The 25,625-nt window shown below is 62.9% G+C and carries 23 protein-coding genes; 11 read left to right on the plus strand and 12 right to left on the minus strand.

Annotation, left to right across the window (positions count from 1 at the left end; all coding sequences use genetic code 11):
* The first annotated feature begins 15 nt into the window (after positions 1-15).
* The gene (locus tag DNX69_RS09145; protein WP_110785691.1) at positions 16-666 is read left to right on the plus strand and encodes a CPBP family intramembrane glutamic endopeptidase; all 651 of its coding nucleotides are present in this window, start codon (positions 16-18) and stop codon (positions 664-666) included.
* A gap of 9 nt (positions 667-675) precedes the next feature.
* Here DNX69_RS09145 and DNX69_RS09150 read toward each other — a convergent pair whose 3' ends face one another.
* Both DNX69_RS09150 and DNX69_RS09155 read right to left on the minus strand, forming a co-directional pair.
* Positions 676-2,538 (minus strand): potassium transporter Kup, encoded by a 1,863-nt coding sequence (locus DNX69_RS09150; protein WP_110785692.1) that lies wholly within the window; start codon positions 2,536-2,538, stop codon positions 676-678.
* A 251-nt stretch (positions 2,539-2,789) separates the two neighbouring features.
* Positions 2,790-3,626: a tetratricopeptide repeat protein gene (locus tag DNX69_RS09155; RefSeq protein WP_110786037.1), complete on the minus strand. Its 837-nt coding sequence runs from the start codon at positions 3,624-3,626 to the stop codon at positions 2,790-2,792.
* Between the two features lie 298 nt (positions 3,627-3,924).
* Here DNX69_RS09155 and DNX69_RS09160 point away from each other — a divergent pair, with 298 nt between their 5' ends.
* Both DNX69_RS09160 and DNX69_RS09165 read left to right on the plus strand, forming a co-directional pair.
* Positions 3,925-4,098, plus strand: a complete 174-nt coding sequence (locus tag DNX69_RS09160; RefSeq protein ID WP_110786038.1) for a DUF1328 domain-containing protein — start codon at positions 3,925-3,927, stop codon at positions 4,096-4,098.
* Between the two features lie 172 nt (positions 4,099-4,270).
* Entirely contained in the window at positions 4,271-4,567 is a 297-nt protein-coding gene (locus DNX69_RS09165) for a hypothetical protein (protein ID WP_110785693.1), read from the plus strand.
* A gap of 99 nt (positions 4,568-4,666) precedes the next feature.
* On the opposite strand, the gene DNX69_RS09170 is transcribed toward DNX69_RS09165, so the two are convergent.
* From DNX69_RS09170 to DNX69_RS09180, 3 genes are all read right to left on the minus strand, one after another.
* The gene (locus DNX69_RS09170) at positions 4,667-5,296 is read right to left on the minus strand and encodes a GNAT family N-acetyltransferase (protein WP_110785694.1); all 630 of its coding nucleotides are present in this window, start codon (positions 5,294-5,296) and stop codon (positions 4,667-4,669) included.
* A gap of 254 nt (positions 5,297-5,550) precedes the next feature.
* Positions 5,551-5,949 (minus strand): PaaI family thioesterase, encoded by a 399-nt coding sequence (locus tag DNX69_RS09175; RefSeq protein ID WP_110785695.1) that lies wholly within the window; start codon positions 5,947-5,949, stop codon positions 5,551-5,553.
* 147 nt (positions 5,950-6,096) lie between these two features.
* Positions 6,097-7,377: an ArgE/DapE family deacylase gene (locus DNX69_RS09180; protein ID WP_110785696.1), complete on the minus strand. Its 1,281-nt coding sequence runs from the start codon at positions 7,375-7,377 to the stop codon at positions 6,097-6,099.
* Between the two features lie 133 nt (positions 7,378-7,510).
* Between DNX69_RS09180 and DNX69_RS09185 the strand changes: the two genes are divergently transcribed.
* Entirely contained in the window at positions 7,511-7,765 is a 255-nt protein-coding gene (locus DNX69_RS09185; protein ID WP_110785697.1) for a DUF6719 family protein, read from the plus strand.
* Between the two features lie 31 nt (positions 7,766-7,796).
* Here DNX69_RS09185 and DNX69_RS09190 read toward each other — a convergent pair whose 3' ends face one another.
* Positions 7,797-8,159: a hypothetical protein gene (locus tag DNX69_RS09190; RefSeq protein WP_234826923.1), complete on the minus strand. Its 363-nt coding sequence runs from the start codon at positions 8,157-8,159 to the stop codon at positions 7,797-7,799.
* A gap of 650 nt (positions 8,160-8,809) precedes the next feature.
* Between DNX69_RS09190 and DNX69_RS26075 the strand changes: the two genes are divergently transcribed.
* Positions 8,810-8,995, plus strand: coding sequence for a hypothetical protein (locus DNX69_RS26075; protein WP_133255991.1), 186 nt, complete (start codon positions 8,810-8,812; stop codon positions 8,993-8,995).
* Between the two features lie 436 nt (positions 8,996-9,431).
* Here the strand turns inward: DNX69_RS26075 and DNX69_RS09200 are convergent, their stop codons facing one another.
* Positions 9,432-9,980 carry a CreA family protein gene (locus DNX69_RS09200; RefSeq protein ID WP_110786041.1) on the minus strand — a complete coding sequence of 183 codons (549 nt, stop codon included), beginning with the start codon at positions 9,978-9,980 and terminating at the stop codon, positions 9,432-9,434.
* Between the two features lie 211 nt (positions 9,981-10,191).
* Between DNX69_RS09200 and DNX69_RS09205 the strand changes: the two genes are divergently transcribed.
* The 3 genes from DNX69_RS09205 to DNX69_RS09215 all read left to right on the plus strand — a co-directional run bounded on the left by DNX69_RS09205 (position 10,192) and on the right by DNX69_RS09215 (position 13,488).
* Entirely contained in the window at positions 10,192-11,799 is a 1,608-nt protein-coding gene (locus DNX69_RS09205) for a L,D-transpeptidase (protein ID WP_110785698.1), read from the plus strand.
* Positions 11,800-11,953: 154 nt separating this feature from the next.
* Positions 11,954-12,892: a polysaccharide deacetylase family protein gene (locus tag DNX69_RS09210; protein ID WP_110785699.1), complete on the plus strand. Its 939-nt coding sequence runs from the start codon at positions 11,954-11,956 to the stop codon at positions 12,890-12,892.
* Positions 12,893-12,924: 32 nt separating this feature from the next.
* Positions 12,925-13,488 (plus strand): dihydrofolate reductase, encoded by a 564-nt coding sequence (locus DNX69_RS09215; protein ID WP_110785700.1) that lies wholly within the window; start codon positions 12,925-12,927, stop codon positions 13,486-13,488.
* A 6-nt stretch (positions 13,489-13,494) separates the two neighbouring features.
* Here DNX69_RS09215 and DNX69_RS09220 read toward each other — a convergent pair whose 3' ends face one another.
* The 3 genes from DNX69_RS09220 to aspS form a co-directional block, all read right to left on the minus strand.
* Entirely contained in the window at positions 13,495-13,932 is a 438-nt protein-coding gene (locus tag DNX69_RS09220; RefSeq protein WP_110786042.1) for a DoxX family protein, read from the minus strand.
* Positions 13,933-14,037: 105 nt separating this feature from the next.
* A complete protein-coding gene (locus DNX69_RS09225; protein ID WP_110785701.1) occupies positions 14,038-16,347 on the minus strand; it encodes an NADP-dependent malic enzyme in 2,310 nt (769 codons plus the stop codon).
* Positions 16,348-16,393: 46 nt separating this feature from the next.
* Complete coding sequence (gene aspS, locus DNX69_RS09230) at positions 16,394-18,169, minus strand: aspartate--tRNA ligase (RefSeq protein WP_110785702.1); 1,776 nt, start codon at positions 18,167-18,169, stop codon at positions 16,394-16,396.
* 260 nt (positions 18,170-18,429) lie between these two features.
* Here aspS and DNX69_RS09235 point away from each other — a divergent pair, with 260 nt between their 5' ends.
* From DNX69_RS09235 to DNX69_RS09245, 3 genes are all read left to right on the plus strand, one after another.
* Positions 18,430-19,908, plus strand: coding sequence for a protein adenylyltransferase SelO (locus DNX69_RS09235; protein WP_110785703.1), 1,479 nt, complete (start codon positions 18,430-18,432; stop codon positions 19,906-19,908).
* A gap of 100 nt (positions 19,909-20,008) precedes the next feature.
* Positions 20,009-21,172, plus strand: a complete 1,164-nt coding sequence (rnd, locus tag DNX69_RS09240; protein ID WP_110785704.1) for a ribonuclease D — start codon at positions 20,009-20,011, stop codon at positions 21,170-21,172.
* Between the two features lie 15 nt (positions 21,173-21,187).
* Positions 21,188-22,111, plus strand: coding sequence for a bestrophin family protein (locus tag DNX69_RS09245; protein WP_110785705.1), 924 nt, complete (start codon positions 21,188-21,190; stop codon positions 22,109-22,111).
* 256 nt (positions 22,112-22,367) lie between these two features.
* On the opposite strand, the gene DNX69_RS09250 is transcribed toward DNX69_RS09245, so the two are convergent.
* Positions 22,368-23,309: a serine hydrolase domain-containing protein gene (locus DNX69_RS09250; RefSeq protein WP_110785706.1), complete on the minus strand. Its 942-nt coding sequence runs from the start codon at positions 23,307-23,309 to the stop codon at positions 22,368-22,370.
* On the minus strand, positions 23,306-25,621 hold the full coding sequence (locus DNX69_RS26080; RefSeq protein ID WP_133255992.1) for a hypothetical protein: 2,316 nt from the start codon (positions 25,619-25,621) through the stop codon (positions 23,306-23,308). The genes DNX69_RS09250 and DNX69_RS26080 overlap by 4 nt, the downstream gene beginning before the upstream one ends.
* Positions 25,622-25,625: the final 4 nt, after the last annotated feature.

Consider the following 25,625-nt stretch of genomic DNA (forward strand, 5'->3'; position numbering starts at 1 on the left):
GGCCAATACCGGATTATGGGTCCTATGACGATTTTGCGACGGTTCCCAGCATACCCATCTCCGGCCGCGCGGCATCCCGCCCTGCGCTTCGCCCCGCTTGCAGGACTGACCCTGCTGCTGGCGGCTCCGGGTCTCGCCATCCAGTTCGGACTGCTGCCGTTCGAGTACCGGATGGGCGCGCTGATCACGGTGTCGGCGCTGTGCATTGGGCTGTGCCTATGGGCCGGCTTCTCGTTCAGCGAGCTCGGTTTTGGCCGTCCGCATCAATGGCGGCACTGGCTTGGCGCCATCGCGGTCACCAGCCTGATCTCGGGAATCATGCTGCTTCAGACCCGTCTGTTCAGCTTCGATGCCCAGCCGCCGGCGTGGCTCAGCTTCGCGCCGTTCTACGTGCTGGTCTCGAGCCCGTGCCAGGAAGTGGTGTGCCGCTCGATCCCGAAGCTGATTACGGACCGGATGCAGCATGGAGGCTGGGCCTATGTGCTGTATTCGGCGGCGCTGTTTTCGCTGATCCACCTCTGCTATGGCGACCCGGCGCTGCTGCTCAACACCTTCCTGCTCGGTGTGGTGTGGGGCTTCGTGTACTGGCGCACGCTGAATATCTGGCCGCTGATCGTCTCGCACGCCGTCGTCGGCACTTTGGCGTTCTCGCTCGGCCTCGCCTGATCGGTCTCGTCAGATCTCGAGCTGCGTGCCGAGTTCGACCACGCGGTCGGTCGGGATCTTGAAGAACGTCGTCGCCCGCGTCGCGTTCAGCGTCATGAAGGTGAACAGCCGCTCGCGCCACAGCGCCATGCCTGGATTGAGACTTGGCACATAGGTTTCCCGGCTGAGGAAGAACGACGTCGACATCATGTTGAACTCGTGCCCGAACTGTTTGCACAGCGCGAGCGCGGCCGGCACGTCGGGAGTCTGCATGAACCCGTAGCGGATGATCAGGCGATGGAAGCCGTCTCCGATGTCGGTCATGTGGACGCGCTCAGCGTCGGGCACGTAAGGCGTCTCAGCGGTCGAAACCGTGGTCAGGATCACTCGTTGATGGACGGTCTGATTGTGTTTGAGATTATGCAGCAGTGCCGGCGGGACGCCGTCGGTCGCAGCGGTGAGAAACACCGCAGTGCCGCGAGCCCGGGACACGTTCGGTCCGAGCGCGCGTAGCACGACATCGAGCGGCACCGCCTGCTTCTTCAATTGCTTGCGCACCAGGGCCCGGCCCCGCCGCCATGTCGTCAGCACGGTGAAGGAGATGAAGCCGATGAACAGCGGGAACCAGCCGCCTTGCGCCACCTTGATGATGTTGGCTGCGAAATAGGCGAAATCCAATAGCAGCAGCGTACCGACCACGACGGCGACGAGGCCCCAATGCCAGCGCCACAGCAGCACGGCGACGAACGACACCAGGATCGTGTCGATCATCATCGTGCCGGTGACGGCGATGCCGTAAGCCGCAGCGAGATTGCTCGACGACTGGAATCCAATCACCAGCGCCATCACGGCCAGATATAGGGTCCAGTTGGTGAACGGCACGTAGATCTGGCCGGCCTCCTCGCCCGAGGTGTGCACGATCGTCATCCGCGGCAACAGGCCGAGCTGGATCGCCTGCCGCGCAACCGAGTAGGCGCCGGAAATCACCGCCTGCGATGCGATCACCGTGGCCATGGTGGCGAGCGCCACCATCGGCATCACCATCCATTCCGGACCGAGCCGGAAGAACGGGTTCTGGATCGCCGCCGGATCATGAATCAGAAGTGCGCCCTGGCCGAAATAGTTGAGCAGCAGCGCCGGCAGCACCAAACCGAACCAGGCGAGCCGGATCGGAAATTTGCCGAAATGGCCCATGTCGGTGTACAGCGCCTCGCCGCCGGTGACCGCCAGCACCACCGAGCCGAGCGCGTAGAAGCTCATCAGCGGATGGCGGATCACGAACTCGATCGCATAGGTCGGGCTGATCGCTTCGAGCACTTCCGGCGCATGCACGATATTGACGATGCCAAGCGTGGCGAGCGTCACGAACCACAGGCACATCACCGGCCCGAACAGTCGGCCGACCAGCCCCGTGCCGCGCGACTGAATCCAGAACAGAATCGTCAGCACGACCGCGGTGATCGGGACCACATAGGTCTTGAGGTCAGGCGTCACCACCTCGAGGCCTTCGACGGCGCTGAGCACTGAAATCGCAGGGGTGATCATGCTGTCGCCGTAGAACAGCGCCGCTGCGATCACGCCGAGCATCATCAACGGATAGTGCACGCGGCGCCCGCGGGTCAGTTCGGTGACCAGGGCCAGCAGCGCCAGACTTCCGCCCTCGCCATGGTTGTCGGCGCGCATGATGACGATGACGTACTTCACCGTGACCAGCAGCATCACCGTCCAGAACACCAGCGACAGCACGCCGAAGATGTTGTCGGCCACGACCGGAATCGGATGGTGGCCCGCGAAGGTCTCCTTCATCGCGTAGAGCGGGCTGGTACCGATGTCGCCGTAGACGACGCCGATCGCGCTGACCAGGACGCCGAGGCCCCTCTTCTGCTGGCTCATTGCCTACCCCTGGGCAGCGTCTAACGAACCGCGGCGGACACGTCGCGGCAGTTGCCGCGCTGCCAGAATCCGAGGCAGCGCACCGCGGTGTCGGCCGGGCAGCACTCGATTTCGGTCCCGCGTCTGTTCCATAACGGCTGCGCCCTGTGATTGACCTGGATCAGAGGGCGCACGGCGCCGACGCTCCAGGAACGTGATCGAGTTTGGTTTGATTCGGTTGACGTCTGATCAGGCGTAGTCGCGCCGATTGCCTAGAAGCATAGGTTTGTCACCACGTTTCCGCGCTTGTCCTTGACCACATAGGGGCAATCGCTCCGCTTCAGCGCCGCCTTGGCTTCGGTATTGCCGAGCGCAGCAGCCTTTTCGTAGTACGCCTTGGCCGCTTCGCTGTCCTTCGGACCGCCGCGGCCAGCCTGGGCGAAGGCGCCCATCTGCATCAGCGCGCCGGGATGGCCCTGCCCAGCCGCCTTTTCGAACAACGCCCGCGCCCCGATGTCGTCCTTCGGACCACCGCGGCCCTCAGCCAGCATCAACCCGAGCTGATATTGCGCCTCGGCGTTACTCTCTGCGCCCTTGGCAAGCAAGGCTCGGGTTTTGACGGGGTCCGATGAAGCCCCGCCGCCGAGTGCGGCGAGATTGCTGATGCCGCGCGGATTGCCCGCCGCCGCGGCCCGCTCCAGCAACTGACGCGCCTTGGCCTCGTCCTTCGGCAGTCCCGCGCCGGTGGCATAGGCGACGCCGAGCTCGACCATCGCCGAACTCGACCCCTTGTCGGCGGCCTTGCGGTAGGCTGCGAGCGCTTCAGCAGTCTGGCCACCTGCCGCATAGGCACGGCCGAGGGCATACATCGCCCGGCGCGATCCGGCCGCAGCAATCCGGCAGTACTTCACCGCGGTCGCCACGTCCCCAGCTGCAATCTGCGCGACACCCTTAACGTCTGAAGGCTTGTCGGGATCGGCCGGATCGGCAGCGATCCGATCACATAGCACCAAATCCGCCGACTGCGCGTGTGCGGAGGTGACAACGCCCCCAAGTAACAGCGCGAGCAGGACTGCCGATCCGCCGGCGGCCCACGATCTCGTCATCATCATTCATCCCCAAACACGCGGTCGCACCGGTCGCCAGCGACCCGCCACTGGCCGCTGCACGCGGCCTCGACCGGCCGCAATCTAGCCAATCCGCACGGAGGTTTAAACCGACCAAGCCCGACAAAGGATTGTGGAGGAGCCTCGCGTTCGGCGAAAACCGACTTGCCGCACCGGCCAGGATCGGCATCGCCACCCGACGCCCCGCCCCCCATCGGCCTCCTTGGCCGGCCCCGGAGGATCCCGGAACCATTGCGTTTGCGCCCCGTTCAAGCCCCAGTCTCAACTAAGGATGAACGTGATGACGATCTTGAAATGGGCGCTGATCTTTCTGGTAGTTTCGATCATCGCCGGCCTCTTCGGATTCACCGGCATTTCGGCGGCATCAGCCGATATCGCACGAATCTTGTTCTATATCTTCGTGGTGATCTTCCTCGTGCTTCTGATTCTCGGCCTGACGATTTTCAGAGCCTGATGCGCGGCCGCCCTGCGCTTCGGCGCAGGGCTGCCATGATCCTGAACTGCGTTTGATCTGTCGCAAGCGGTGGCGGGCCACCTTCGACCAAGGTCGTTGCATCCTGCCGATTTTCAATATTGCAATGCAACATCGGCTCCACTAGGTAAGCCATCTCAACCTGAGGCAGTCGATGAGCGAAGATTGGAACACCAAATACGGCGTGCGGCGCGTTCGACGCGACCCGCCGACTCTTGAAGAAGCGATTTTCGCGGCGGCCGGCATTACCGACGACGTCGACTCGCAGGCAGAGATTGCCGCGTCTCTGATGGGGATGCCGGTCGAAGCCGTCCTGAAGGAAGTCCGGAAGTCTGCCCGCGCTTCGGCTCGTACCTCGCGGGTGATCACCGGCGAACAGGGCTTCCAGCGCTCCGTCGTGGTCGAGCGCCGGGTGTCGCGCCGCATCGTCGGCAACGACAAGCGGATCTGACGCCGGCTTCAGCGCTCGCCTTCGAGTGCATTGTCTTTGAACAGAACAACGCCGCGGGCTTCAGCACGCGGCGTTGTTGTTTTGCGGGGGCTCGGCCGGTCAGGCCGCGCGATTGAAGCCCGACATGCGCAGAAACAGACTCCAGCACGCCTGATTGAAGGCAATCAGAGCATTCGCCGCGCCGCCCGGAATGTCGATCGCCCGCGCAGCAGCCTCAGGAGCAACATCGTCTTGCTGGACGAGGTCGATCGTGCCGGTGGATTCGCCCTGGCGGAACGTCAGGTGCGCGCCGAACTTGTTGGCGAGCGCGCGCATCGCCTGATTTTGCGAGCCTGTGGTGATCCGCAGCTTCTCGTAACCGAGTGAGCGCGCGACCTCCATCAGCTGCTTGAACAGAATGCTGCCGATGCCCTTGCGGCGCAGATGGCTTTCCACGCTGAAGGCGATCTCGGGAAGCGAGTCGAAGTGCAGATCGGGCTGATGCAGCTCGGCAGCCGCGTGCACGGAGCCGTCTTCCGCAAAGAACGCGATGATGATGGTGCCGTCGCCGCCGCACTTCTTGGCATAGCGATCGATGAAGCCTTCGTCGGCGAAGCCGTTGAAGCGATCGCGCCGGCTCTCGGCGTCGAGACGTAACAGATGATCCCGCAGCAGCGGCAGCTCTTGATTGATCAGGGATCGAATCGTCCCTTTTGAGCCGGTAAGATCGGCAATGAGAGCGTCGTGCATAAGTCTTCTCTCCTCTCGGGGCGACCCTCAAGGAGGCGTTCGTCTTCCCTAGACAGAAGTCATATTGTGCATTGCACAATAATATTCAAGACCCATTCGCAGGCGACGCCTAGCAAAGAACGGCAAAGAGCCTTCGAACTTTGGCAAAACCTTTCTAAACTAAAGCGTTTAAGAAAGCTTGAGGAAGCGCAAACGGTGCTCCGAGGGTGGTTTCGCACCGCACCCTCGTAATCTTACGTAGGCCACAAACCGTATCATAACACCATTTGCGTCTGGGTGACCACGGCGACCAGTTTGCCGTCTTCGGTCTCGATTCGGGTCTGCCACACCTGGGTCCGCCGCCCGCGATGCACCGGCGTGGCCGTGGCGACTACGGTCGAGCCCGCTTTCGCCGGGCCGATGAAGTTGGTCTTGCTCTCCAGCGTTGTGGTGCCCTTGGCATCTGCCGGCAGGTTGAGCACGGTGGCGGCCGCACCGACGCTGTCGGCAAGCGCCATCACGGCGCCGCCATGAATGCTGGCGCCGACGGTGCAGAGATCGTCGCGTACCAGCAGCGTTGCGACGACGCGGTCGGGTTCGGCTTCAGTGAAGCGCAGCCCCATCAGCGCCGCGAACGGCAGCGGAATCGAATTGATTTTCTCCAGCGGCGTCATCGTCGCCCTCCCCGTCGCCCGCCGATGTGGCGACGGCGGCGCGGGCTGCCCACCGTCGCTCTGTTGGATCTCCGGCGGACCGATGCCTGCAGCTCCGCCTCGGCGCAATGACCTGTCAGGTCATCGGCGCCGCACGCAGACTGTGCCTCAGGCCGGCTCGACGCCGCACCACTCGGCGATGAACAGCGCCGTCGCCTTGGTCGATTGCCGCAGCGAGTCGAGATCGACGTATTCATTGAAGCCGTGCATCGCCGCACCGGAAGCGCCGAAACAAAGACTGGGGATGTTGTAGTTGAGGCCGTAGAACCGGGTATCGGTCAGCGCGGTGAACACCAGATCCTCCGGCGCACCGCCGTACACCGCAGAGAACGCCTTGCCGAAGGCGGCCTCCGGTTCGGCCGAGTTGGTCAGTTCGTAGCCTTCCGACAGGAAGCCCGACCACTCCACCTGCGGCGGATTGTTCGACAGGAAGCGGTGGTCGCGCGCCGCCGCGGTGACGCAGGCCATGATCTCGGCCTGATGGTCGGCGACCGACCAGCCCGGCAGAATGGCGATGCGGCAATCGACGTCGCACCACGCCGGCACGCTGGAAGCCCAGTCCCCGCCTTTGATGATCCCGGGATTGAAATTGATCGGATGTGCCACGCTCTTGAAGTGGCGATCGCTCGCGGCGCGCCTGTTCCACTCCTCCTCGAGCTTCTCCAGCGCGTGGATCAGATGATACGCCGCGGTGATGGCGTTCGATCCCGACCCAGCTTCGAACACATGGACCGGAAAACCGCGCACTTTCAGCCGAAACCAGATCACCCCGACCTGGGAGCGCACCATCTTGCCGCCGGTCGGCTCGGGAACGAAGCAAGCATCGGCGCGATAACCGCGCTGCAGGGTCGAGAGCGCGCCGACGCCGGTGCTCTCCTCCTCGATCACCGATTGAAAGTGAATCCGCCCCGTCGGACGCAGGCCGGCGGCCTTGATCGCATCGAGCGCGTACAGCGCGCCGATGGTGCCGGACTTCATGTCGCATGCGCCGCGGCCGTACATCCGGCCGTCCTTGATCGCGGGCGAGAACGGTGGAGTGTCCCACATCTCCAGCGGCCCCGCCGGCACGACGTCGCAATGGCCCTGCAGGATCAGCGACCGGCCGGCATTGTTGGTCGGCCGATAGGTGCCGACCACCGTCCGGGCTTTCGAAAAGTCGTGCTCGATCGGCCCGTAGCCGCGCAGGTCCTTCAGCTCGTCGAGATCGATGTGCCAGTCGTCGACTTCGTAGCCGCGCTGCCGCAGCAGATCCGCGATCATGTCCTGGCACGGCCCCTCGGCCCCGCGGGTACTCGGGATTGAAACGAAATCGCTCGTGGTGGCGAGTTGGGCATCGAAGCCGGCATCCACGGCATCGAGAATGCGGCGCTGAAGGTCGTTGTCACTCATGCGGATGGGCACCCCTTTGTTGTCAGCTCTGACACCGGAGCGCCGATCAAACCACAGATCGCCCGATTTCCCATGCAGTTTGGCCCTGCAGTCGAATCATGCCCTCATGCCTCGGCACTGCTCAGGAGATCCGATGTTCCGTTCACAACTCAAGCGCGCGTCTGTCGTCGCGCTCGGCGCCGCAATGCTGATCGCTGTCGCAGCTCCGGCCGCCGCACAGCAGCAAGTTTCACGCGAGCAAGACATCACCGGATTGCGACTCGGCCAGAAGATCCTGGTCGACGACGGCTCCTGCCCAAACGGTCAGATCAAGGAAGTGACGGGCTCGACGCTGACGTCCACGGGTGTGGCGGCCACGCGGAAATGCATCCAGCGGGTACGGCGCTGACGCAGTTCTCGTCTCCTGGGGTGGAAGTCGGCTAGTCCAGCGGATCGAACATGCACTGCAGCGCTGGTTTGGCGATCAGCGTGAAGGTTGCGCTGATTTCCGACCGCTTGGTTTGCGGCACCCAGTTGTTGTCGATGGTCGGCACGCCGCTCTCGCGGATGCCGCGGAGCAAGGCTTGACGCAGATCGCTGTCGGGCACCATCGCAGCGGCATGATCATGGAGACAGCCGCACACCGCGTCGGGATGCGCCCACCGCCCGGTCATGTGCGCGGTGCATTGGCGGATGAACTCGGTCCGCCCATCCTGGATTCCAAACAGCGACCTCGTCTGGGCCTGCGCCATGCTGCCGCCCATCAGCCCGAAGCCGACCAAGAGCACAGCGAACCGAAGCATCTTCACCAATTCACCAACTCCATCCGGCAAAGCCGCCGCTTCGCCGGCCAGTTCTCGCGCGCTCTAGCACTCCTCATGAACGGCGTCCCGGACAGGCGAAGTTGGCCGGCTGTTTGCCCGCCAACGGCCGAGACGAGGAATTGACGCCGGCTCTCTGTCCAAAGGTTTCCATCGGCCAGCGTCCAGTTCTGCACGCGTTGACCGGTTGATAACCACGCCCTGTTTCCGGACGGCTGCGCGGCTGGGTCCGAATGGTTTCGTCGCACTGCAGAATTGTTTCGTCGGCACGGTTCCAACGAAACAGTCCTGGAAAAACCATCGGCATTTCAAAGTGGCTGGCGCATTCGGCAAACTCGGCGCCACCCCCGACCAAAGTCGCAGCTGCCACGACATGCCGCAGGTGGATGCGACATCACCCCGTCATCAACGATCGCTTAGTACAGCGGCGCGCCCGCCACGCTCGATGTTCCGCGCTTCGCAGGTGAGCGGCCTTCCACCCTCTATTACCAATTTTTGGCTGGCGGGCGATGGAGACTAGTAATTTCATTGGATCGGCTCTACAAATGATTAGTTGCGGAGCTAGGCGTGATCCAGCTTTGAGCCGCGCTGTGACGTCGGGTGCAGATCATCGCGGTGAAAAGACCGCGGCCGTGGCAGAGACCTGGACGTTGGAGATCCGCAAATTAACGGATCTCGCCCTCGCCGCGCCGGCTCATCCGGTCTGCGTCACGAAAAGCCCGCTTCGGTTCGGACCACGCGTCGTCTCGGCGATGCGCGGCAACGATTCCGGCATCGCGGCGTTAATGTATGATGGAGGAAACAAAGATGGCCGGTAATCCGCTCGGCGATGGCACTGGCATCGACCGTCCACTGGAGCGGCGTTATTCAACCCGCCCGGAAGTCTTGCACACGGATCCTCTGTACACGGATCCCCTGCACACGGGCCCCCTGCACATTGAGCCCCTGCACACAGAGCCCCTCTCCCACGACGCCCTGCGCAAGGGTCGCAGAGGCATCGCGACATCTGGAGAGATGGCCCTACAGGTCCCGTTCGGACATTCCGCCACGCAGTGCATCCCGCAGCGGCTTGTCCGCCTCGTCGGGTACTGTGCGCCGGCCCGAGCGGCTAAACCCCAGCAGATCTCGCCCGAACGGGAGAGCGCCTAAAGGGCCAAGTTTACCGATCAATTTTCCGATGAGGATCGGCGCTTGGCTGCTGGCCGCAGCCGAAGCGCCGCCGTTCGGATCGTTACTTGACCCGGGTTCTAATCGTTACTTGAAGAAGTCCCCACACTTCTCGACGGCATTGTCGCTACCCCACGGCATCACCGGCACCGACGAGGTCGAGTTCTTCGGCGAGCCCTCGATCAGCTTGTCCGAGTACACCATGTAGACCAGCACGTTGCGCTTGGTGTCGCAGCCCCGCACGATCTGCATTTTCTTGAAGAACACCGACCGGCGCTTGCTGAACATGTCCTCCCCCTGCTCGAGCTTGGCCTTGAAGTGGATCGGACCGATCTGACGGCACGCCAGCGAGATATCCGAAACCTCCTCGGCAAGCCCCAGCCATCCCTTGAACCCACCGCGCTCCGGTATCGTGAAGTGGCAGGCGACGCCCTGCACTTCCGGATCGTCGACGCCGTACACCGCCAGCTTGTCGTTGGGGCTGAGCAGCTTGAACACGGTCGAGCGGCGGAAGATCAGGTCCGGGTCATCCGACGCAACGGCAGCAGTGGATACGCCGGCCACGGTCAGCGCCAACAGCGCAAGGATCCCTGATTTGAAGCGGGAGAGTCGAAACTGAGAGACACGCCGGTTCATCGAATTCTCCATAGAAGCGGTTCTGTGCATTTGGTGAACACATTGCGGGTTTGGAAGATGCAATCCCTGCCAGCCGATGCGTTTAACCTTCGGTGAAGCTTTTTTGTTACGGTCAGGCAGATTTGCTCGGCGGTTCGCCACGAAGGTGAACGCGTCTCGGGCTCGAGCGACTAATCTACAATCCTAACGGCAAGATTCGGGGAAGACCTGCGTGCGCGTATTTCACTGCGAAGCCGATTTCACCGACGAACGTTACCAAAGCACCGGCAAGCTCGCGACCTCCGGGCGATTGACGATGTCGCAGGCAACTTTCGCGGCTGGGATCATGGTCACCGCGATGATCGCTGCACCGAGCGCGCAAGCATCGCCGGCTTGGTTCTGGGCCGACGATACGCCGATTTACGACGCTCCGCCCTACGACCTTCCGCCGCCAGCGCCGAAGCGCCATCAACACCCACGCAAGCGACTTCAGCTCGACCATAAGGCCGAAAAGCAGATCGAAAAACAGACGGCCAAGCCGCAGGGACCGGTGGTGATCGCCGTTTCGATCGAGCAGCAGAAGCTCCGGGTGTACGACGCCAACGGACTGTTTGCCGAAGCCCCGGTGTCGACCGGGATGCGCGGCCATTCGACCCCGATGGGCGTGTTCAGCGTGATCCAGAAAAGCAAATATCACCGCTCGAACATCTACAGCGGCGCCCCGATGCCCTACATGCAACGCATCACCTGGTCGGGGATCGCACTCCACGCCGGTGCCCTTCCCGGTTACCCGGCGTCGCATGGCTGCATCCGGATGCCGATGGCATTCGCGGTCAAAATGTGGGGCTGGACCCGGATGGGCGCCCGCGTGATCGTCGCGCCGGGCGAGATCACACCCGCAAGCTTCACTCATCCGCTGCTCGCGACCAAGAAGCTCGTGCCCGATCCCGAACCGATGGTGTCGGATTCGCCGAAACCCGCAATCACGACCAAATCCGACAAGGCGGCCGACAACGACAAACCGGCGGAGCCGACATTGTCGGCCGATGAGCTGCGCCGTGGCATTGCGCTGGGTGGCGACAAGCCGGCGGCCGCGCCGGTCCGCACCGCGGATGCGGCAGCCGCAGCGGTGACGCTGACCGACGCCTCCTCCAGCAAAGCCCCCGAGGCCACCGACGCTGCGGCTCCCGCCACAACCGCGACGGTGGATTCCACCAAGGCGCAGGACAAGCCGGTCGATAACAAGTCCGCCGACACCACCCCGGCCGCCGAGCAGCCCAAGGCCGCGGCGGCGACAACCGACGACAAGACTCCGTCGGTTCCTGGAGACAAAGACCAGTCGCGCGCCCCGACCGGAGACGATCATGCCGCCTCCGCTCCGGCGCTGCCGTCCCCGAATCCGAAGCAACAGATCGCCGGCTTCGTCAGCGCCAAAGACGGCAGGCTGTACGTGCGGCAGAACCAGACTCCGCTGTTCGATGTCCCGGTGACCATCGCGGCCGGCGACCAGCCGCTGGGCACGCATGTCTTCACGGCCGAGCTTGACAAGGATCTGAGCGTTCGCTGGTCGGTCGTCTCACTGCCGACGAAGCTGGCTAAAGCGGAACCTGAGGTGAAGCGCAAATCCCGCCGCCATGACAGCACCTTGGCCGAAGAGGCGAAGACGTCGCATCAGACCAACAGCCCGACCGAAGCGCTCGACCGTCTGACGATTCCGCCGGAAGCGATGAAGCGGTTTGCCGAAGCGCTGACGAATGGCAGCTCCCTGATCGTGTCCGATCAGGGCATCGCCACCGGCGAAACCGGCAAAGGCACCGACTTCATCATTCCGCTGCGCTGATCTCGCCGCGCTCGAATCTGCGGGCAACTCCGCAGCCGCGGCAAAAACCGTTGGCACGGCTGAAGGCGAGCCTCTACCTTGGCGCGACGACGCGTGTGCAGCCCCGACTCGGGCCGCGTACGCGCGGACGACCAAACGGCAGAAGGACTTCGGCATGCGGATCGCAGCAGCTTTGATCGTTGCAGGTGTGGTGTCTGTTGGGGCGACCGCAGCTTTCGCGCAGGCGCCGAAATCTGCCGCTCCCGCCGCCCCGCAGGCCGCCCCGGCTCCAGCGCCCGCCCCGCAGCCGGCGGCGGCAGCCAAGCCGGTCTGCGCCAATCCGGATGCGCTGGGCGTCGGCCGCATCGTCGAGATCGACACCACCGGCGGCCCGGGTTTCGGCTTCGAGCATTTCAAGCAGCTCGACTTCCTGCGCGACAAGGAAGTGGTGCTGACGTTCGACGACGGTCCCTGGCCACATAACACCCCGGCAGTGTTGAAGGCGCTGGCCGACCAGTGCACAAAGGCGATCTTCTTCCCGATCGGCAAGCACGCCACCTACCATCCCGAAATTCTCAAGCAGGTCGTGGCCGCAGGTCATACCGTCGGCTCGCACACCTGGTCGCACGCCAACCTCGCCAACAAGAAGCTGACCGAGCAGCAGGCCAAGGACGAGATCGAGAAGGGCTTCGCCGCGGTGAAATGGGCGATCGGCACCGCACCGTCGCCGTTCTTCCGCTTCCCGGCGCTGCAGCATCCGCCGGCGCTGGTGACGTATCTCGGTACCCGCAACGTCGCGATGTTCTCCTGCGACATCGACTCGTTCGACTTCAAGGCGCGCAGGCCGCAGCAGGTCGTCGACACCGTGATGAACAAGCTCGGCAAGCTCGGCAAGGGCATCATCCTGATGCACGACTTCCAGAAGAGCACGGCTGAAGCGTTGCCGGAACTGCTGCGACGGCTGAAGGCCGGCGGTTACAAGGTCGTGCAGATGCGCGCCAAGGCGCCGGTGCAGACGCTGCCGCAGTACGACGAGGAGCTCGCCAAGAGCAACCCGCTGCCGACCGTGAGCACACGGCCGGTCAGCGCCGTCGTCCAGACCGTGTCCGAATAAGCCGCCTTGCTGATGCGGATCGCGAACCGCCAATGACGGCGACGCCGGCGTTGACGATCGAGGGCTATGTGATCGTGTCGGCCGAGGGCAACCTCGCCGACGCCGATCGGCTGATGCCGGATGCCCTGAAGTACAAGGGCGACCAGGCGTTCTTCGCCGCAGCGCTGGACCGTGCCGACCTGATCGTCCATGGCCGCAATTCGTTCGAGGACCAGCCGAACTCACCGCTGCGCCGCCGGCTGATCGTGACCCGTCAGGTCGCGGGCCTGGCACCCGACCCGTCGAACCCGAAAGCGCTGCTGTGGAATCCGGCCGCTGCGTCGTTCGAGGAGGCCTGCGCCCGCGCCGGCGTGACCACCGGCACGGCGGCGATCATCGGCGGACCCGACGTGTTCGCGCTGTTCTTCGATCGCTACGACACGTTCTATCTGTCGCAGGCGCCGCAGGCCCGGCTCCCGGGCGGCGAGCCGTGCTTTCCGGGCGTGCCCGAGCGAACGCCCGAGCAGATCCTGTCGGCGCACGGCCTGCGCCCGGACGACCGGCAGATCCTCGACGCCGACCACGACGTCAGCGTCACCGCCTGGCGCCGCCGCTGACCGCGATCACGCAGCGCCGGACGCTGCACCACCCCGGCCGATCCCGGCAATGATCAGCAGGCCGCCGATCAGCGACAGGTTCTTCAGCGCGACCGGCAGATTGGCCTGGGCGTCGGGACCGACCTGATTCCAGAAATCGTGGAAGTAATAGGTCCCGACCGCGACGAGCACGATCAGCACCAGCGCGCAGAACCGCGCGCCGAAGTTCAGCGCGATCAGCAAGCCGCACAGCAGCTCGATGCCGCCCGCCGCCAGCGCCAGCATCTGGGCGAACGGCATTCCGGCGGCCTGCTCGAGCTGCGTCGTATAGGTCGTCAGCATCTCCGGCACGATGAACTTGCCGGTCGCCTGCGTGGTGGCGGGCAGATCGAGCAGCTTGGCCGCGCCGGAGTAGATGAACAGGATGGAGAACAGAAAGCGCCCGAGCGGAATCAAGGCCGGCATGTGCATCCCCATCGACGGCGGTGAACGTGCCGCACCGCACCCTCAGTATGGCGCGGCGCAGGGGTTTTTCAAACCAACAAAACCGGCAGCGTCCGGGGCGATGCCTCAGGCGAACAGCGTGCCCTGATGCCGCCCTGCCCGCTCCTGCGCCTCGACCACCGCCACCGCAGTCATGTTGAGGATGCCGCGCGCAGTCGCTGACGGCGTCAGGATGTGTGCCGGTAGCGCCGGGCCGATCAGAATCGGGCCGACCGGCAATGCCTCGCCCACCACCTTGATCATCTGATAGGCGACGTTGGCGGTGTCGAGATTGGGCATGATCAGCACGTTGGCGACGCCGGTCAGCCGCGAATGCGGCAGGATCATCTGCCGCGACGTCTCCGACAGCGCGCTGTCGCCCTGCATCTCGCCGTCGGCTTCGATCTCCGGATGCTTCTCGGCAAGGATCGCGGTGGCGCGGCGCATCTTAAGCGACGAGTCGGTCGGGAAGCTGCCGAAATCCGAATGCGACAAGAACGCGATCTTCGGCTTGATGTTGAAGCGCTGGACGTGGACCGCCGCGAGCGCCGCCAGTTCCGCCAGCTCTTCGGCGGTCGGATTGGGCCGCACCTGGGTGTCGGCGATGAAGATCGGGCCCTTCTTGGTGATCAGCAGCGCCAGCGCCGCATAGTCCGACACGCCGGGGCGACGGCCGATCACATCACGGACATGACGCAGATGGTTCATGTAGCGGCCGTCGAGGCCGCAGATCATCGCGTCCGCCTCACCGCGCGCCACCGCGAGCGCCGCGATCACCGTCGAATTGGTGCGCACCACCGTGCGCGCCGCTGCCGGCGTCACGCCGGCACGGCCGGCGATGTCGATGTAAGACTGGACGTAAGAGCGGTAGCGCGGATCGTCCTGCGGATTGATCAGGTCGAAATCCTCGCCGGGACGGATCGACAGGCCGGAGCGCTTGATCCTTGCCTCGACCACCGAGGGACGGCCGACCAGGATCGGCCGCGCCAGCCTCTCTTCGAGGATGGTCTGCACCGCGTGCAGCACCTTCTCGTCCTCGCCTTCGGCGTAGATGACGCGGACGGGCTGCCCCTTCGCCTTGGCGAACACCGGCTTCATCACCAGCCCAGAGCGGAACGCGAAGCGCTCGAGCTGCGCGTAGTAATCGTCGAACGACGTGATCGGACGCGTTGCGACGCCGGAATCCATCGCGGCCATCGCCACCGCGGGCGCGATCCGCAAGATCAGCCGCGGATCGAACGGGCTCGGGATCAGCGAGCCCGGACCGAAGCCGAATGCTTCGTCACTATCAAGACCGACGGACACCGGATCCGACGGCGCCTCGCGCGCAAGCTGCGCGATCGCATCGACTGCGGCGTGCTTCATCGCTTCGTTGATCGCAGTCGCGCCGACGTCGAGGGCGCCGCGGAAGATATAAGGGAAACACAGAACGTTGTTGACCTGGTTCGGAAAGTCCGACCGCCCGGTGCAGATCATCGCGTCGGGCCGCACCTTGCGCACGTCCTCCGGCATGATCTCGGGCGTCGGGTTGGCGAGCGCCATCACCAGCGGCCGCTCCGCCATCTCCTTGACCATGTCCTGCGACAGCACGTTCGGCCCGGACAAGCCGAGGAAGATGTCGGCGCCGCCGATCACTTCAGCGAGCGTGCGCTTGTCGGTTTTCTGCGCGTAGACCTCTTTCCAGCGGTCCATCAGCACATTGCGGCCTTCGTACACGAGGCCTTCGAGGTCGCAGACGAAGATGTTCTTGCGCTGGGCGCCGAGCGACACCAGCAGATTGAGGCAGGCGAGCGCCGCGGCGCCGGCGCCGGCCGTGACGATCTTGACCTTGGCGATGTCCTTGCCGGTCAGCGCCAGCGCGTTCTTCACAGCCGCGCCGACGATGATCGCGGTGCCGTGCTGATCGTCGTGAAACACCGGGATCTTCATCCGGTCCTTCAGCATCGCCTCGATCTCGAAGCACTCCGGCCCCTTGATGTCTTCGAGGTTGATGCCGCCGAAGGTCGGCTCCAGCGCCGCCACGGTGTCGACCACACGGTCGACGGTGTCGGCCGCGATCTCGATGTCGAACACGTCGATGCCGGCGAATTTCTTGAACAGAACCGCCTTGCCTTCCATCACCGGCTTGGCGGCGAGCGGCCCGATATTGCCGAGGCCGAGCACCGCCGTGCCGTTGGTGACGACGGCGACCAGGTTGGAGCGCACGGTCAGCTCGGCGGCCTGTGCCGGATCGGCAGCAATGGCGTTACAGGCAGCGGCCACGCCGGGGGAATAAGCCAGCGCGAGGTCGCGCTGGTTGGCAAGCGGCTTCGATGCCTGAATCTCCAGCTTTCCGGGCTTCGGCTTGCGATGATAGCCGAGCGCTGCCGCCTGAAGATCTTCGGAATACGACGCCATACGTTCCCCCGCCAGTGTAGTTGAGTTCGACTAAGCTGCCCGACGCTTACTTGGCGTCAGGCAGATTGAGCCGGATGTGCAGTTCGCGAAGTTGCTTGGGCGAGACTTCCGACGGCGCCCCCATCAGGAGATCTTCGGCACGCTGGTTCATCGGGAAAAGCGAAATTTCGCGCAGGTTGGTGGTGCCGCACAGCAGCATCACGATGCGGTCGACGCCGGCCGCCATGCCGCCATGCGGCGGAGCGCCGTACTGGAACGCCCGATACATGCCGCCGAACCGGTCGACCACTTCCTGCTCGCCGTAGCCGGCGATCTCGAACGCCTTAACCATCGCCTCCGGGCGATGGTTGCGGATGCCGCCCGAGGCAATCTCGTAGCCGTTGCAGGTGATGTCGTACTGGAACGCCTTGATGGTCAGCGGGTCTTGCGACGTCAGGGCGTCCATGCCGCCCTGCGGCATCGAGAACGGGTTGTGCGAGAAGTCGACCTTCTTGTCGTCCTCGTTGTACTCGTACATCGGGAAGTCGACGACCCAGGCGAGCGCGAACTGATCCTTGTCGATCAGGTTCAGCTCCTCACCGACCCTGGTGCGCGCAAGCCCGGCGAACTTGACGAATTTCGACGGATCGCCGGCCACGAAGAACGCGGCGTCGCCGGCCTTCAGGCCGAGCGCGGCGCGGATCGCTTCGGTGCGCTCGGGGCCGATGTTGTTGGCCAAGGGACCGGCGCCCTCGCCGCCTTCGCGCCACATGATGTAGCCGAGGCCGGGCTGGCCTTCGCCCTGCGCCCACGAGTTCATGCGATCGCAGAACGCTCTGGAGCCACCGCCCGGACCGGGGATCGCCCAGACCTGATTGCGCTCTTCTTCGAGCATCCGCGCGAACACCTTGAAGCCGGAGCCGCGGAAGTGCTCGGAGACGTCCTGCATCTCGATCGGGTTGCGCAGATCGGGCTTGTCGGTGCCGTATTTGCGCATCGAGTCGGCGAAGGCAATGCGCGGCCAGCCCTTGGTGACCCGCTTGCCCTTGGCGAACTCCTCGAACACGCCGGTGATCACCGGCTCCATCGCCGCGAAGATGTCGTCCTGGGTGACGAAGCTCATCTCGACGTCGAGCTGATAGAACTCGCCCGGCAGGCGGTCGGCACGCGGGTCTTCGTCGCGGAAGCACGGCGCGATCTGGAAGTAGCGGTCGAAGCCCGACATCATCAGCAGTTGCTTGTACTGCTGCGGCGCCTGCGGCAGCGCGTAGAACTTGCCCGGATGGATGCGGCTCGGCACCAGGAAGTCGCGCGCGCCTTCCGGCGACGACGCCGTCAGGATCGGGGTCTGGAATTCGAAGAAGCCCTGCTCCTTCATCCGCCGGCGCATCGAGTCGACGATCGCGCCGCGGGTCATGATGTTCTGGTGCAGCTTGTCGCGGCGCAGGTCGAGGAAGCGATAGCGCAGGCGCACGTCTTCCGGGTATTCCTGCTCGCCGAACACCGGCAGCGGCAGTTCGCCGGCCGGACCCAGCACTTCGATCTCGGTGACGAACACTTCGACCGCACCGGTCGGCAAATCGGGATTCTCGGTGCCCCCGGGGCGACGGCGAACCCTGCCGTCCATCCGCACCACCCACTCGGCGCGCAGTCTTTCGGCATCCTTGAACGCCGGCGAATCCGGGTCGGCCACGCACTGGGTGATGCCGTAATGGTCGCGCAAATCGATGAACAACACGCCGCCATGGTCGCGGATACGATGGCACCAGCCGGACAGGCGCACGGTCTGGTCGATATCGCTGTCGCGGAGCGCGCCGCAAGTATGGGTTCGGTAACGGTGCATGGAAATCCCGGGAAAGCCGTCTTTAGGCAGAATCGCGTGTCCGCAAGCCGTTGCGGAGAGCGTCAGGGTTTACCCGAGCGAACCCACCGCGGCAACCAGATGCGGAACGGGTGCCCACCGCGTTCAAAGCAGGACACGCCCCTTCCTAGCCGTCTGTCCCGCCGGATGCCTCCAGATTGCAGCTTTTCCGCGGAAGCTGTTGAAACCGACCGATTTCCGGCGGATTGTCGAAACGGCGAAGCGTTCTTAACTGGTGATCGATGACAGTGCATTTTCCGTTCGACAACAGCTACGTGGCGCTCCCGCCCAACTTCTTTGCGCGGGTTGCGCCCACGCCGGTCGCCGCCCCCCGCTTGATCAAACTGAACCGCCCCCTCGCGGTCCAGCTCGGTCTCGATCCCGACCGCCTGGACACGCCTGAGGGCGCGGAGATCCTTGCCGGTAACCTCATGCCGGAGGCCGCCGCCTCGATCGCGATGGCCTATGCCGGCCACCAGTTCGGAAACTTCGTGCCGCAGCTCGGCGACGGCCGGGCGATCCTGCTCGGCGAGGTGGTCGACCAGGGCGGCATTCGACGCGACATCCAGCTCAAAGGCGCTGGCCGGACGCCATTCTCCCGGAGGGGGGACGGCCGCGCCGCGCTTGGCCCGGTGCTGCGCGAATATATCGTCAGCGAAGCCATGGCCGCCCTCGGCGTCCCGACCACCCGCTCGCTGGCTGCCGTGCTGACCGGAGAGACGGTGCTGCGCGATCCGATTCAGCCCGGCGCAGTGCTGACGCGGGTGGCCTCCAGCCATATCCGGGTCGGCACCTTTCAATATTTCGCCGCCCGCGGCGATCTCGCCAGCGTTCGGGCGCTCGCCGACCATGCCATCGCCCGACACTATCCGGAGGCTGCGCAGGCGCCCTCGCCTTATCTCGCGCTGCTCGAAGGCGTGATCGGCCGACAGGCGGAGCTGGTGGCGAGCTGGATGATGATCGGCTTCATCCACGGGGTGATGAACACCGACAATTGCTCGATCGCCGGTGAGACCATCGACTACGGCCCCTGCGCCTTCATGGACAGCTTCGATCCGAAGACCGTCTACTCCTCGATCGACCAGTTCGGCCGTTACGCCTATGGCAACCAACCCCCGATCGTGCTGTGGAACCTGACCCGACTGGCCGAGTGTCTGGTCCGGCTGCTCGCCGATGACGACGACAAGGGCGTCGAGATCGCCCAAGAGGCGCTCGGCGGGTTCGCCGAGCAGTTCAACGCTGCCTATCTGGCCAAACTGGCCGCCAAGCTCGGGCTGTTCAGCAGCCAGCCGGACGATCCGCAGCTATCCCAGGAGTTCCTCGCCGCTCTGGCCAAGGGCGAGGCTGACTTTACCCTCGCGTTCCGCCGGCTCAGCGACGCCGCTGCCGACCCGTCGGATGTCGGCGAGGTTCGCGCGCTGCTGACCGATCCGTCGGCGTTCGACGAGTGGGTTCCGCGCTGGCGGGCGCGGATCGCAGCCGACCCGGAGGACGGTCCCGCCCGCCAAGCCGCGATGCGGCGGGTCAACCCGGCCTATATCCCGCGCAACCACCAGATCGAGGCGGTGATCCGGTCGGCGGTCGACCGGAACGATTTCGCGCCATTCGAGGAGATCCTGGCGGTGCTCGCCAACCCCTTCGCGGAAAAGGCAGAATTCGCCCGCTATGCGGAGCCGCCGCAGCCCCATGAACGGGTGCTGGAAACCTTCTGCGGAACTTGATCGCCGCCGGGCGAGCGTGTCTAGTGGACGGGATTCGACGGATCGGGCGGCCGGCGCGGCCGATTGTCGCCCGAACCGTCCCCGAACGCGACAGAGTTTAATGGACCTGATTTCAACCTCCGAGCAGCTTGCCGACGCCTGCGCCCGTCTCGCCCGCCATCCCGTCATTACGGTCGATACCGAGTTTCTACGCGAGACGACGTTCTACCCACTGTTGTGCGTGGTGCAGATGGCGAGCGCCGAAGAAGCGCTGGTGATCGACGCACTGGCCGATGGCATCGACCTGAAGCCGTTCTTCGACCTGATGGCGAACGAGCAGGTGCTGAAGGTGTTTCACGCCGCACGTCAGGACATTGAAATCGTCTGGCACCGCGCCGGCATCGTGCCGCACCCGATCTTCGACACCCAGGTCGCCGCGATGGTCCTCGGCTACGGCGACAGCATCGCCTACGACCAGCTCGTCGAGCGCATCACCGGCCATCGTCCCGACAAGACCCACCGCTTCACCGACTGGTCGCGCCGCCCCCTCACCGAGGAGCAGGTTCACTACGCGGTTTCCGACGTCACGCATCTGCGCGACGTGTTCGCGGCGCTCGATGCCGACCTGAAGAAGCGCGGCCGCAGCGATTGGGTCAGCGAGGAGATGGAAGTCCTGAGCTCCCCGAGCACCTACGATGTCCATCCCGAGCGGGCCTGGGAGCGGCTGAAGACCCGCGTCCGCAAGCCGAAAGAACTCGCGGTGCTGATGGAAATCGCCGCATGGCGCGAGCAGGAAGCGCAGAACCGCGATGTGCCGCGCTCGCGCGTGCTCAAGGACGACGCGCTGGGCGACATTGCGACCCACGCGCCGACCTCGCTGGAAAGGCTCGCCACGTTGCGCTCGCTGCCGAAGGGCTTCGATCGTTCGAAATGGGGCACAGAGATCGTCGCAGCAGTCCAGCGCGGGCTCGCACGCGATATGACGACGCTGCCGAAGATCGACAAGCCGCGCAACAATTCCAACGGCACCGCGATCGTCGAACTGCTCAAAGTGCTGCTGCGGATGACATCGGAGCGTCACGCCGTGGCCGCCAAAGTCATCGCTACTGTCGACGATCTCGAACAGATAGCAGCCGACGACAATGCCGATGTCGGCGCGCTGCGCGGCTGGCGCCGCGAATTGTTCGGTGAGGCGGCGCTGGCGCTGAAGCACGGCCGGCTGTCGCTGGCGATCGAACGCGGCAAGGTGATTCAAGTCGAACGCGGCGCCGGCAATCCGACCTAACGCGGCGATCCATCGATGATCGTCCGCCCGCAGCCCAATCTGCTGCAACTTTTCTTTCTTGTTCAAGGCTCGGTGGTGCAGCGGATCTTTCCGCAGGCACTGCTGATTGCCGCCTTGTCGGTCGCGGTGGTGTGGGCGCATCACGCCTATCCGGGCCTCGTCTCCGATTTCAACAGCGCGCCGTTCACGGTGCTCGGCATCGCGCTGTCGATCTTCATGGGCTTCCGCAACAACGCTTGTTACGACCGCTGGTGGGAAGCCCGCCGGCATTGGGGCGAGCTGATCTGCCTGAGCCGCAATCTGGCGCGGCAGACCCGGATCCTGCCCTGCTCCGGCGCTGATCCGGAGCGCAGCCGACGTCATCTGCTGACGCTGGCGATGGCGTTCGCTCAGGCGCTGGTGCTCCACCTGCGCCCCGGCGGTGACACGACCAAGGTCACGCGCCGTCTCAGCGCCGATATCCGCGCGCGCTACGAGGCGGGCCGCAACGCGCCCGAAGTGATCCTGTCGGCCATGCAGGCCGAGCTCGCGGCACTCCACCGCAGCGGCGAGCTGCGAGACATCCCGTTTCAGATCCTCGATCGCACCATCGGCCAGATGGCAATGGTGCAGGCCGCATGCGAGCGCATCCGCTCAACGCCGGTGCCGTTCGGCTACTCGCTGCTGCTGCACCGGACCGCTTACGTGTTTTGCTTCCTGCTGCCGTTCGGCTTCGCCAACACCCTCGGCTGGCTGACGCCGTTCGCGACGGCACTGGCGGCCTACACCTTCTTCGGCCTCGACGCGCTCGGCTCCGAGCTGGAAGAGCCGTTCGGTCAGCTCCCGAATGATCTGCCGATCGCAGCGCTGGCCGACACCATTGAAATCAATCTGCGCGAAGCGCTCGGCGAAACCGATCTGCCGCCGTTGCCGACGCCGGTCGACCACATTCTGGTGTAGCAGAGCTCCAAACTCTTGAACGAGCAACGCAAGCTAATACGGTTTCCCAACTTCCAATTTTAGGTATGCCCGCTACGCAGGCGTACAGGCTTTATCTTCGAGCTATTATTTCAGGTGGGACAAGAGAAGAAGCGGTCACAGCAGCAGGCCAAGAGCGATAAAGTACTGCGCGACGCCGCATTCTCGGCACACCAACCGGTCGACTACAGCTTCTCTTTGCGGACTTCGTTGGCCACCGTACTGGCGGCCGCTCACACTAGGTCAGAAGCGGCAGCATGCATCTCGTTATCGGCTTCATATCAGGCTGCTCACCAGTTGTGGATACCGCAAGATCACGCTCGGGAACAACGATAAGATACTGGCCGTTAGTACCATCACAATAGAACGATCCATTCTCGCAAATCCACAGACCCAAACCATAAGCATACTTTGGAAACACGCGTGAGGGGTCATACATTTTTGGCGTCAGTGAAATCGGCCGCCTCATCTCCGCTGCCCATGCCCCACTGACAAGCTCCGCACGATTGTACTTTCCGCCGTCCCGAAGAACCGTCGCCAACTTCAACAAGTCATCACTACTCATATGCAATCCTGTTGAACCGGCCGTGAACTCGCCAAACCTCCGCCAACTCGCAGAAATTCCAAGGGGCTCAAATACGCTTTCTTGAGCCAACTCGAAAAGTGATCGCCCCGTGATCGCTTCAAGGACAACAGAGATAAGGAATGGCCCCACATTGGAATACGAGAAGTGACCGCCTGGAGCGTGAGGTACAGGCGCTGCAAATATATAATTGATGAAATCATCCTCTTTTCTATCTCCAATGTCTTTCCTGAAGAGGAATCCTTCTTCATGTCCTATCGTATTGTTCATCAAATGCCGTAACGTCACGTACTTCCAATTTGTCGACACGCTTGAGCGCACAACGGGCTCCAATACCTCGATCGCACAAGTATCAAGAGAGATTGAGCGCCCCACATAGCTAATTCTACGCTCAATCACATTTCCAAGGACCATTGCTGTCACAACCTTGCTAACCGATCGCAAGTCAGCAACCGCCCCGGTCGAGGTGAACTGATGCGAGAACGTCTCCGCCCCAAAACGAACCGAGACTCCATACATCTTAAGATGTAGACCGTCCTTGTCCGTCGCAGATTCAAAGAGCCCAATACTCTCGCCGAAGGCGTCCCTACGGTTCATTTCGATACCTCGTCTTTCGGTTTCAGGCCGCCACCGGGCGAGACTAGATACGTAATTGGCACCGCAATTAGAGCGCCAATTACCAGTCCCAAGAGGGACCCGGTGCTTGCCACAACGTTCAGGAGCGCTTGACGCTCACCAAACCAAAATGATGCCACAAGCGTTACCAATAGCAGAAGCGATACGAAACCCAGCATCCGAAAGATCGACATGCTGCTTCTTGCGCGGACGGCGTCCGCTCTCAATCGCTCAATCTCTTTATCTTGCGCCTCGCCCAAGTGTCCTAGCTCTTTGATCTTCTTGTCTTTAAATAGATCTCGAGCAAAGAGCTCCTTCAGGTCAACCCGAATCTTCCCAAACCCTACCGACTGACGAGGCAGTCGACTTTCAGCCTCGAGAGACTCAAAGAGTTCCTGACTGCCCGCATCATAGGTGGAACGAAATAGGCCGAGGGCTTGCACCGCAAGAGCCGCATCTTGAATGATCCCGCCCCACGGCTCAGTCGAATTCTTAAAATTGGCTCGCAGCCCCTCTACAGCATGGGCGACGACATTCTGGATTGCAGCGGCGCTCCGCTCGCCCTCCCTCGAAATAGCCGCCTCTACTAGAGTAACGACGATGAGAGCGGTTAGGGCAATTGAGCCCCACAGGCCATCAGCGCCCTGCCGACGAGCAAGTTCCTTGGCACTCGCGACAAGCACTGTTTCGAGAGTGGCGACGCCACCAGACAACTGAATGTATCTAACCAAATCAATGTTACTCAACGACGGCACCTGCTCTACGGATGCCAGAAGCGCTTTTGTAACTGTTGTGCGTAATAGCGCCAAGGTGCGGCTCTTTTTGCGATGCTCAAGTTCTGCAAGTGTTTTGCTGGAGCCTGCTCCGAAGAGCGCTCGCGCGGCGACCTGGCGCGCAACATCACTCTGACTTTCCAAATTGTCGAGTATCCAAAGAGCAATGTCAGCCCTAACTGTTGCGCCGAAGCCGTACTCATCGAGACACGCTTCGTACCCGTCCGACAGAAGATTAAGAAGGCTCAAAAGTCCGCAACTCGGCCCCATCACGGCATCATAGCCGCCTGGAACAAGATGCGGTTTTATTTCCTCTAGAACTCCGGGCAGAAACGACGAGACATCCGTTCCCAGACTGACGTAAGTCTTAAGGATGTCATGGGTCGCCCAAAAGCTCCCGCTCCACATTCCCCCGTCGAATTGCCGTTCAAGCCAGACAAGTGCCTCGTTCGCTATAACATCGATCGCGGTGTAGTTCATATATCGCGTCAGGGACGTATGTGATCTGGCGCCATCACCCAGCTGGTATAGCCGCTTGAATTGGATCGCATCACGCAAGCCCTTGGGATCCGGCCCCGCCAGTTCCGACCAGAATGCTTCAACCTCACGCTTTTCCCATTGCGAAGAGAGCAAGTAGACGGTGTGAACGTTACGAAAGCGCGTCGGAACGGACAGAGATGGGTATTCGATATGCGTCACTCGGAGAAGTCTGGCAGACGATCGAACAAAATCAAAAGCAGCGTCGGATTTACGGGGGTGCGGATACATTGCGACGGTTGGGACACCCTCGGTAATGTATCTGACAATATTCTCAAGAAACTTCCAATGCCCCTCCCAATCAACTACTACGGAGCATACCACAACTCGCTCGCCAGCGAAGGATGCTCGGTTAACCAGCATTAGCCGCCTGATATCACCATAGCTCCTATCCTCAAGGACCGCCTCAAAGGCGGCCTCATTCTCGGGAACCAGAATTGATCTATATACGTGCGACTTGAAGTCGTTCTCTCTACAATGGTTTCCGATAAGCTCATTCGAGATGAGAAACGGGCTATTTAGCAGGAGAAATGCAGCAACAGAACTATCTCCCGTAGGCGATGCGCTTACAATTCCTTCGGATGAATCGGTTTCCTTCTTTGGACGGATGGCCATTCTGACCCGAAATGGCTCCGGAAGAAGCCAGTTGCCCTCATTTGTTTCTAGTGAGTCAGAGAGCTTTTTCTGGTATCCAACAAAGATACCTTTGCCAGACGACAGGAATTGGGAGATAGCCTCTTGGCTTGATTGGAACCAAGTTCGTGTCGTTTCATCACTAAGAGCATTCGTCGAAACAAATATGGAATCAAATTTGGATAGCGAATTTGCCGAACCGTCCTCGAATAGCTCCCGTACATTTCCACCGTCAAAAGGTACAAAGCTGTAGTCGTCGGCTCTCAAGTTCCCGGACATGTTTCGGGCGACGTCGGCATAGCCGGATCTGAAACTTTCGCTCTGGTTCTGTAGGACTGCGACGCGGAACATTCAG

The sequence above is a fragment of the Rhodopseudomonas palustris genome, from assembly GCF_003226555.1.
Classification (GTDB): Bacteria; Pseudomonadota; Alphaproteobacteria; order Rhizobiales; family Xanthobacteraceae; genus Rhodopseudomonas; species Rhodopseudomonas palustris_I.